This is a genomic window from Xenococcus sp. PCC 7305 (genome assembly GCF_000332055.1).
In the GTDB taxonomy this organism is placed as follows: Bacteria; Cyanobacteriota; Cyanobacteriia; order Cyanobacteriales; family Xenococcaceae; genus Xenococcus.
In genome coordinates this window covers 1-7,971 of record NZ_ALVZ01000043.1, presented here as the reverse complement: position 1 = coordinate 7,971, position 7,971 = coordinate 1, and the positions used below count along the sequence as shown (strand labels likewise).

6 protein-coding genes are annotated in these 7,971 nt (G+C 36.1%); 5 read left to right on the top strand and 1 reads right to left on the bottom strand.

The window, feature by feature from the left end; translation table 11 throughout:
* The first annotated feature begins 203 nt into the window (after positions 1-203).
* Positions 204-1,421, top strand: a complete 1,218-nt coding sequence (gene sbcD / locus XEN7305_RS00770) for an exonuclease subunit SbcD (RefSeq protein ID WP_006507397.1) — start codon at positions 204-206, stop codon at positions 1,419-1,421.
* Between the two features lie 145 nt (positions 1,422-1,566).
* Here the strand turns inward: sbcD and XEN7305_RS00765 are convergent, their stop codons facing one another.
* Entirely contained in the window at positions 1,567-4,218 is a 2,652-nt protein-coding gene (locus XEN7305_RS00765; RefSeq protein ID WP_006507396.1) for a polysaccharide biosynthesis tyrosine autokinase, read from the bottom strand.
* A gap of 502 nt (positions 4,219-4,720) precedes the next feature.
* Between XEN7305_RS00765 and XEN7305_RS00760 the strand changes: the two genes are divergently transcribed.
* The 4 genes from XEN7305_RS00760 to rppA all read left to right on the top strand — a co-directional run bounded on the left by XEN7305_RS00760 (position 4,721) and on the right by rppA (position 7,704).
* Complete coding sequence (locus XEN7305_RS00760) at positions 4,721-5,590, top strand: inositol monophosphatase family protein (RefSeq protein ID WP_006507395.1); 870 nt, start codon at positions 4,721-4,723, stop codon at positions 5,588-5,590.
* Positions 5,591-5,609: 19 nt separating this feature from the next.
* Positions 5,610-6,053 carry a DUF3531 family protein gene (locus XEN7305_RS00755; RefSeq protein ID WP_006507394.1) on the top strand — a complete coding sequence of 148 codons (444 nt, stop codon included), beginning with the start codon at positions 5,610-5,612 and terminating at the stop codon, positions 6,051-6,053.
* A gap of 113 nt (positions 6,054-6,166) precedes the next feature.
* Positions 6,167-7,000: a mannosyl-3-phosphoglycerate phosphatase gene (locus XEN7305_RS00750; RefSeq protein ID WP_006507393.1), complete on the top strand. Its 834-nt coding sequence runs from the start codon at positions 6,167-6,169 to the stop codon at positions 6,998-7,000.
* Between the two features lie 26 nt (positions 7,001-7,026).
* Positions 7,027-7,704 carry a two-component system response regulator RppA gene (gene rppA, locus XEN7305_RS00745; RefSeq protein WP_006507392.1) on the top strand — a complete coding sequence of 226 codons (678 nt, stop codon included), beginning with the start codon at positions 7,027-7,029 and terminating at the stop codon, positions 7,702-7,704.
* Positions 7,705-7,971: the final 267 nt, after the last annotated feature.

The window sequence follows — 7,971 nt, the reverse complement described above, 5'->3', positions numbered from 1 at the left end:
AAGTAATGAGTAATGAGTCAATACTTCTCGCTTAGGGAAATAGGGATGTAGGGAATTAGGGAAATCTAGCTATTATTATTCCCCAAACCCCTAAAACCCCAAATCCCAAATCGTTAGGTTTTTAAAGTCAATCTTTAAACGAGAAGTATTGAGTCATGAGTCATGAGTAATGAGTCAGTAATTTTGTTTAGAGAATAAAATCAATGATTAAAATTTTGCATCTTTCGGATATTCATATGGGAAGCGGGTTTTCCCATGGGAAAGTAAATCCCGAAACAGGAATTAATACAAGATTAGAGGATTTTGTCAATACTTTAAGTATCTGTATAGATCGCGCTATTTCTGAAGCGGTAGACTTGGTCTTATTTGGCGGAGATGCTTTTCCTGACGCAACTCCCGCACCTTATATTCATGAAGCCTTTGCTAGTCAATTTCGTCGTTTGGCTGATGCCAAGATTCCCACTATTCTTTTGGTCGGAAATCATGATCAACATTCTCAAGGAACTGGTGGTGCAAGTCTTTGTATTTATCGTACCTTAGTGGTTCCGGGATTTATTGTCGGAGATCAGCTCACAACACATCGCATAAATACCAACAATGGGGATATTCAAATCATTACTCTGCCTTGGTTAAATAATTCTACTTTACTAACTCGCCCTGAAACAGAAGGTTTATCCTTAGAAGAAACTAATAAGTTATTACTAGAAAAATTACAACCAATTATTGAAGCAGAAATACGTCGTCTTGATCCTAATATTCCCACCGTATTATTAGGTCATTTAATGGCAGATAGGGCTAATCTGGGAGCAGAAAGATTCTTAGCTGTCGGGAAGGGTTTTACTATTCCAGTTTCATTTTTAATCCGTCCTGAATTTGATTATGTGGCATTGGGCCATGTCCATAAGCATCAAAATTTAAATCCAGCCAATAATCCACCAATTATTTACCCTGGAAGTATAGATCGCGTTGATTTTAGTGAAGAGAAAGAAGAGAAAGGATATGTTTTGGTAACCATAGAGCAAGGCAATACAGCATGGGAATTTTGTCCTTTGCCAGTAAGGGATTTTTGTACGATAAAAATAGATGTCTCGGAAAAAGAAGATCCCCAAGAAGCTATTTTAGCTGAGATCAAAAAGCAAGATTTTGAGAATGCAGTAGTCAGATTAATTTATAAGTTACGTTCTGAACAACTAGAATTAATTAGTAGTTCTACCATCGAAAAATCTTTAAGTGCAGCCCATAGTTATACGATTCGTCCTGAGTTGATTAGCCAATTGGCTCGACCACGTTTGCCAGAATTGGGATTGGGCAATACTCTTGATCCTTTAGATGCCTTAAGAGCATATTTGAATAATAAAGAAGACCTCAAGGATATCGCCGCAGATATGCTAGAAACAGCTCAAAGTTTGATGGAAATTTAACGTCAGTTCGACGAATTTTCCCTTTGATTATATTTCCCAAGTTAAACCACAAAGTAATAAGCTTTTTCCCAAATCCCCAAATCCCCAAATCCCTAAGTCCCTATTCAGAACTAATAAATTTTGTACGCATCGAACTCACGTAAAGTTAGTGTTCATTGCTTCCATTGAGTTGAACTTCAGAATTTTTTTTAGTTGATAGTAATTTTTGATATTGATTGAAGATTTCTCTCTTTTGATTAAGATTTCGACGTTGTCCTAATAATGTTTCCCCCAATAAATTTTTAACCTCTTGTTGTTCTCCTAGTTGTTGCTCAATATCAATTTTTTCTTGGATGCTCGATAAATTTGCTTGCTTCTGTAGTTTTCTAACTATTTGACCTTGCAAAAAAAATTCATCTTCTTGTTCTTTGACTATTTGTGTAAGTTTTTCTAGATCCTGTGCTAAATAAGTAAGTTGTTTTTCTAGTTCTGCCAAAGATATTTTGTCCAATTCTTCTGAATCTAGGCCAAGAATTAGTTTATTCTTGTTTAATTCCCTTGGATAATGGGACATAATATCCCATAGGTTAGCTTCTGACTGTTCTACATCAACTAATTGTTCTTGATTAGTTTCTAAATTACCTAGAAATCGCGATTGATTTCTATGGTTTTTAACCACAGAATTAAATTTGTTAAATACTAGACCAAAAACATTTTGTCCTGATTTATTGAGAAGTTCTTTGGCAAATTTTGCCTGGGAGCGATTAAGCTTGCCAGACTGAACAACTAGTAACATACCATCCGCAATATTTCCCAGAGTTATGGCATCTGCATTAGCATCTAAAGCAGGACTATCTATCAGAATAAAATCATAGATATTAGAGTAATTAGCCAGGAAAGATTGCATTCTGGGAGAATCTAATATAGGAGTAGGGGAGTCAGTTTCTCCAGCGGATATAATATCAAGATTGGGTCTTGCTCTTTGGATTATTGATTGAGGGGCAAATCTTTCTCCTATCAAATTACTAATGCCAATATTATGATAGACATTCCAAACCTTATGTTGTATTGGGGAATGGAAGTTGGCATCAATAAGTAATACATTTTCCCCTTTTTGAGCCATGATATGAGCCAAGTTAGCAGCAATACTTGATTTTCCCTCCTGTGCTGTGCAACTTGTAATCACAATAGTTCTAATTCTATTTTGAGAACAGGAAAATTTAAGATTTGAGTATAATATTCGATAAGATTCACTAGCATTAGAAATAGGTTCTGCTTGAACTATTAGGAAAGGGATTTTATTCGGATTAATCTTAGTTTCCGGATTTTGCTGTAAGTTATTGGCGATCGCGCTAGTGCCGCTTTTAGCGATCAGCGGAGCTGGCACTGACGTGATCGCAGGGATAATTCCCAACCAACTATGACCAAAAATTTTCTGGGCTTCTACTTCGGTTTTTAGGGAGCGGTCTGTTATTTCTAAAATCACAATACTAGCCATAGCAGCTAGAATCCCCAAACATAACGATGCTAAATAATAAGTAAAATAAAAATCTGTAGCTCTTTTGGCAATTATTTCTGAGGAAATTACTCGAATATTACTAAGGTTTTGATTTTCAGCAACTTCAACCTTGTTAATATCTTTTAAGAGTAAATTATAGGTATCTCTAGAATTATTTAGCTCTTGGTCTAATTGTCTTAGCTGTAATTCTAATTCTGGGATGAGATTAGCTTGTTGACTTTTTTCTTGTTGCATCGCCACCAAATACTCGATCTGCCTAGTTAATCCTGTATTACTGGCTTCTAATTTGACTAATTCTAAAGTTAAGTTTTGAATTATATTCAGATCTGAATTAACAAACAACATTACTTCTTGATCTCCTGCAATTTGAGAAATTTGTTTTTGTCGCAAATCCTGTTTGTGCTTAATTTCTTGGCTAATTTCGTCAACTCTAGAATCTTCGCCTATAGCATTGTTTTTTTCTCTAATTAATTGTAATTCCAGCTCCTGCAATTGTTCTGTTAAATTTTGGACAGCTAAGGATTGATTAACTTTTACTGTCATTAACGCTTGCTCAGAATTCATTCTCAGTTTACCGGCAATAAATTGCGATTCATTTTTCAGTTTTGCAAGTTCAGAACGATTGAGAATAATTTGTTTACTAATTTCCTCCAAAGTTTGAGTAAGGCTCACCGCCGCAGCTTGGAGCTCAATAATTTGGCTATCTTCTTTTATTTTGAGAATAGATTGCTCTATTTGCGCTAAAGCATCTTCTGTCTCATCTAATTGATTATTTAGAAAATCCTTGCTTGAGGCTAATTCTGCCAGGTCGTTAGATATATTCTGATTAATATAATTATCTACCAGCGATTTGACTACTTGGGCTGCAACTTTTTGCTGAGAGGCTTGATAGGAAACTTCTATAATCTCTGTATTGTCAAGTTGTTTAACTTGTAGCTTTTCTTGGAGCTGTTCTGGAGTGAGTAATTCTCCTTGCTTATTTTTTAATTGGAGCTCAGAAATTGTCTTTTGTATTAGAGGTAAAGAACGTAGTAATTCTAACTCGGTAATGACAGAATCTTCTTGTTCTTTTCCAGGAACCAAATCGGTGTTTGTTGATGTTGTTTCTTTTAGTAGAGAATTGAAATTTGTATTTTTAAATTTTAACTGAGTTTTAGCTTCGTAGATTGGTTTAAGATTGTGTGTCGCAACAATTCCTGCAATAGAAATTGTTATGAAAACAATTAATGCTGGTTTCCAGCGTCGCATCACAACCAGCCATAATTTATCTTTAACAGAATAATCTGGTAAGAGCCCCATGCTAGATTATATGTATTTAAAATATAATGATTTTTTTCTTAAGTAGAATAAATATAGAAATAGATATATTAAAGGCAATTATTGTACTTTTGAGGCACAATAAATCTGAGCTTTAGGGAACAGGTAACAGGTAACAGAGAATAGTAGGTAGAGCTCGCGGCGCTGCCGAGAGGATATTAATTTAATCTTACTTATCCCACGAAGATAAGACGGGACAAAGGTCAGGGAATGCTGACCAGGAGAGGGAACAAGAAAATGTATCTCATCATTTTGAGAGACGCCACACTTGAAAAACGCTATATTACTAAGAGAAATAATACTAGATCGAGCTAAGTGAAAACACGAATTCTTGGTGAAGATTTAAGTAGAATTTTTTCCTTTCAGTAAAGCTAATCCTCGTATAGTTTAAAAACCGTAGTTTTCGTAATTGCTTGGGGAAAGACATTATAATTTACGAGTTGTCGGAAATGTTACTGTCGTTTTGGGTTAGTCAAAATTGTCAATGTCTCTAAAACCGTCTCCTCGGGAAATCATTGCCACTCTATTACCTCATTTGAGAGTGGCTGCAGGTTATGCTCGTCAAATTCAAACAAAAATTCAATCACTGCCAGATAAAAATACAGGAGGTAATTTTTTTACCGCTGCTTTGACGGATGCTGATCTTTCAATTCAAACCTTAGTGGAAGTGGCTTTGCTCGGAACTTTTCCTAATGTTCGCTTTTATGGAGAAGAATATGAAAAATCACGAAATACCAAATATTTTCGTTCGATAGAATTAGGAGAAAAAGATGATTATCTAGTTACTCTCGATCCGATAGATGGGACAAAGTTTTATCTTGATGGGAATAGTAACTATCAGATTATTCTTAATATTCTGAATGCAGATAATTTCGAGGCAGTATTGGCTATTTCTCCTGCCAAAAATTGTTATGATTGTGCTTTTCGTGGCGAGGGTGTTTATCACGGGAATCTAGATATGGACTTGGATGCTTGTACTCCTTTAAAATTAGTTAATCCTAAGCCAAGAATTCTTTTAGGATGGGATATGGCCTATTTGAAGCCAATTTTAGATAATGATAAATATCAGGTTCTTGATCTAGAAAATTCTTATGGTACTGATGAAAATTTTCCTAACTATAATGGAATCTTTGCTGAAGAGCTAATTGGTTGGGTTACGAAAAGAGGAAAGTTTATTGACAGCGCAGCCTTGGCGTTTATGGCACAAGAGGCTGGGTGCACAGTGACAGATTTTCATGGTTTACCCTTGCCAGCTTTACATAGCTGCGAAAATTATACTTATTCAGGAATCATCGTTGGTGCTAATGTAGAAGTTCATCGGGATTTGTTGACAGCTTTAAACATTAAATATTGACCTCAGAATAATCTAGATTATGCAAGTAAAATTTCGTGAATTTAATCCTTTTGATATTTGGATTTGGCTGGAGTTTGCCAATGTTCCTTCTCGGGTAGAGCAAGAATATATAGAGGAGTTATTTAACTCTTGGTTTTATTTAGGCAAATTGGGTGGCTTTAATGCCGAAAATCTTCAAGTGCAAGATACTGGTATCGAAATTAGTTATCTAGATTACGACATGGAAGAAGCTAATAATAAATTAATGTCCCCTATGCATAATATGAGCCATTGGGAATATCTTGGGGTCTGGGGAAGATGTTGGTTTGATTTGGGAACTAGTGATCTCATCTCAATTGATATCTTAATTAATTCCTTAAATCAGTTAAGCAAGGAATATGTAACAATCAAACAGATTATTTTTGGTGGAGAGAATGAAGATTGGTTGGTTGATGGAAAACACAATCCAGATTTTCTAGACTAGTAGTGATAAACGATTACAAAGAATAATTGCCTTTTGCTTGAAGGTTGATCTTTTTGATTCTAGAATCTGTACACTCAACAACATAACAATACTCCTAGCAACTAAAACCTAATATGTTTATTGTTTTTACTGACGTTGATCACAGTTTTTTTAATCTAGATGATGATGCTTACAAACTGGCGATTCCTGTAATTGAGCAATTAAAAAACCAAGGAATTCCGCTGATTCCTGTTACAAATAAAACCCGTGCTGAGGTTGAATATTTACGCGAAACTTTGGGTTTAAATAATCCGTTTATCGTCGAAAATGGCAGTGCGGTTTTTGTTCCGAACAGCGATCTCTTCAAGATCCGTTTAGCGGGGCGCGATGGGCAAACTGAAGACCCTATTCCAGAGTCGGATTATTATGTCAAAACCTTTGGTTGTACTTATATTGAAGCTAGAGCCGGATTAAAAATTGTTCAATCTACTCTTAGAATTAATAATCTCAAAGGATTTGGTGACTTTGAAGATACAGAAATCCAATCTTCGACTGGACTATCGAAAAAAGCAGCGCGTAGAGCAAAAACTAGGGAATTTAGTGAACCTTTTATTCCTCCCAAAGATGTTTCTATTCTTGAGCTGGGAAATGCCGCAGCTGAATTTGGCTTTAAAGTTTTGTCAGGCGATCGCTTTGCTTATTTTCTGGGAAGCAATGCAAGTCCCATAAAAGCTATGCAATGGTTGATAGATAATTATCAACCTGAAAATAATGCTGATAACATCACGACCATAGGCTTAGGCAGTAGCTCTCGGAATTTGGAAATGCTAGAAAATGTAGATATTCCCATAATTATTGACCATAAAATGGGAACAAATGTTGATTTATTGGGTAAGGGTTGGCAAAAGACTGATTCCCCAGGTGTTCAAGGTTGGGTAGAAGCCGTTACCAGAACTTGTAACCTTTAAATGAGCTAGCAACTGATCTAACGCGGATGAAAATATTACTAGTAGATGATGAAACTGAATTAACAGATCCTTTAAGAAAGGTTTTGTCCCATGAAGGATACCAAGTTGATGTTGCCCATAACGGTTGCAAAGGCAGTGAATTAGCACAACAAAACAATTATGATTTGTTAATCCTCGACTGGATGTTGCCCGAAAAATCTGGCCTAGAAATCTGTCAGGAAGTGCGATCGCGATCGCTGACCACCCCAGTGCTTTTTCTCACAGCAAAGGACACCATTGACGATCGCGTTTTGGGATTAGATGCTGGGGCAGACGATTATATTATTAAACCTTTTGAATTACGAGAACTTTTAGCTAGAGTTCGTGCGCTATTACGGCGAGTTACCCCTCCAGCTCAAAATAAACTCAAGATAGCGGATTTAGAGCTGGATCTAGAAAATCAGGCGGCTTATCGTAGCGGAAAAATTATTAATCTTTCGGAAAAAGAACTAGAGCTTTTAAGCTTTTTAATGCAAAATCCAGATCAACTGTTGACCCACGAAGCAATTTATAATCATCTCTGGCAAAATCAGGACAAACCAAGCAGTAATGTTTTAGCCGCTCTCATGCGTTTACTGCGCCGCAAGATAGAAATCGACCATCAACCAACCTTAATTCATAATGTTTATGGCAAAGGTTATCGTTTCGGACTGATCGATTCGTAACTTGTTGTAGGTTTTGGGTTTTAGGTTTTAGGTTTTAGGTTTTAGGTTTTAGGTTTGTGAAAGAATTAAACTCACTATTATAGTATAGTTATGTTGCCCTCTGTCTTGGTGCGCGTTCCCTAGCAGCAATTCCAAATTCGAAAGTAACAGGGGATACAGAACTAGGCTTACGGTAGCGCAGCAAGATAGAAAAAAGTCAGAAATCAAGAGTGAGCTAATTTATGGAAGTCAAAGCGCTTAGTTTCACAGTGCTTTTAGGATATATAG

Excerpts from the sequence above, each read along its gene's own strand:
- sbcD (WP_006507397.1), top strand. The coding sequence starts at position 204 with ATGATTAAAATTTTGCATCTTTCGGATATTCATATGGGAAGCGGGTTT.
- XEN7305_RS00760 (WP_006507395.1), top strand. The coding sequence starts at position 4,721 with ATGTCTCTAAAACCGTCTCCTCGGGAAATCATTGCCACTCTATTACCT.
- XEN7305_RS00750 (WP_006507393.1), top strand. The coding sequence starts at position 6,167 with ATGTTTATTGTTTTTACTGACGTTGATCACAGTTTTTTTAATCTAGAT.
- XEN7305_RS00765 (WP_006507396.1), bottom strand. The coding sequence starts at position 4,218 with ATGGGGCTCTTACCAGATTATTCTGTTAAAGATAAATTATGGCTGGTT.
- XEN7305_RS00755 (WP_006507394.1), top strand. The coding sequence starts at position 5,610 with ATGCAAGTAAAATTTCGTGAATTTAATCCTTTTGATATTTGGATTTGG.
- rppA (WP_006507392.1), top strand. The coding sequence starts at position 7,027 with ATGAAAATATTACTAGTAGATGATGAAACTGAATTAACAGATCCTTTA.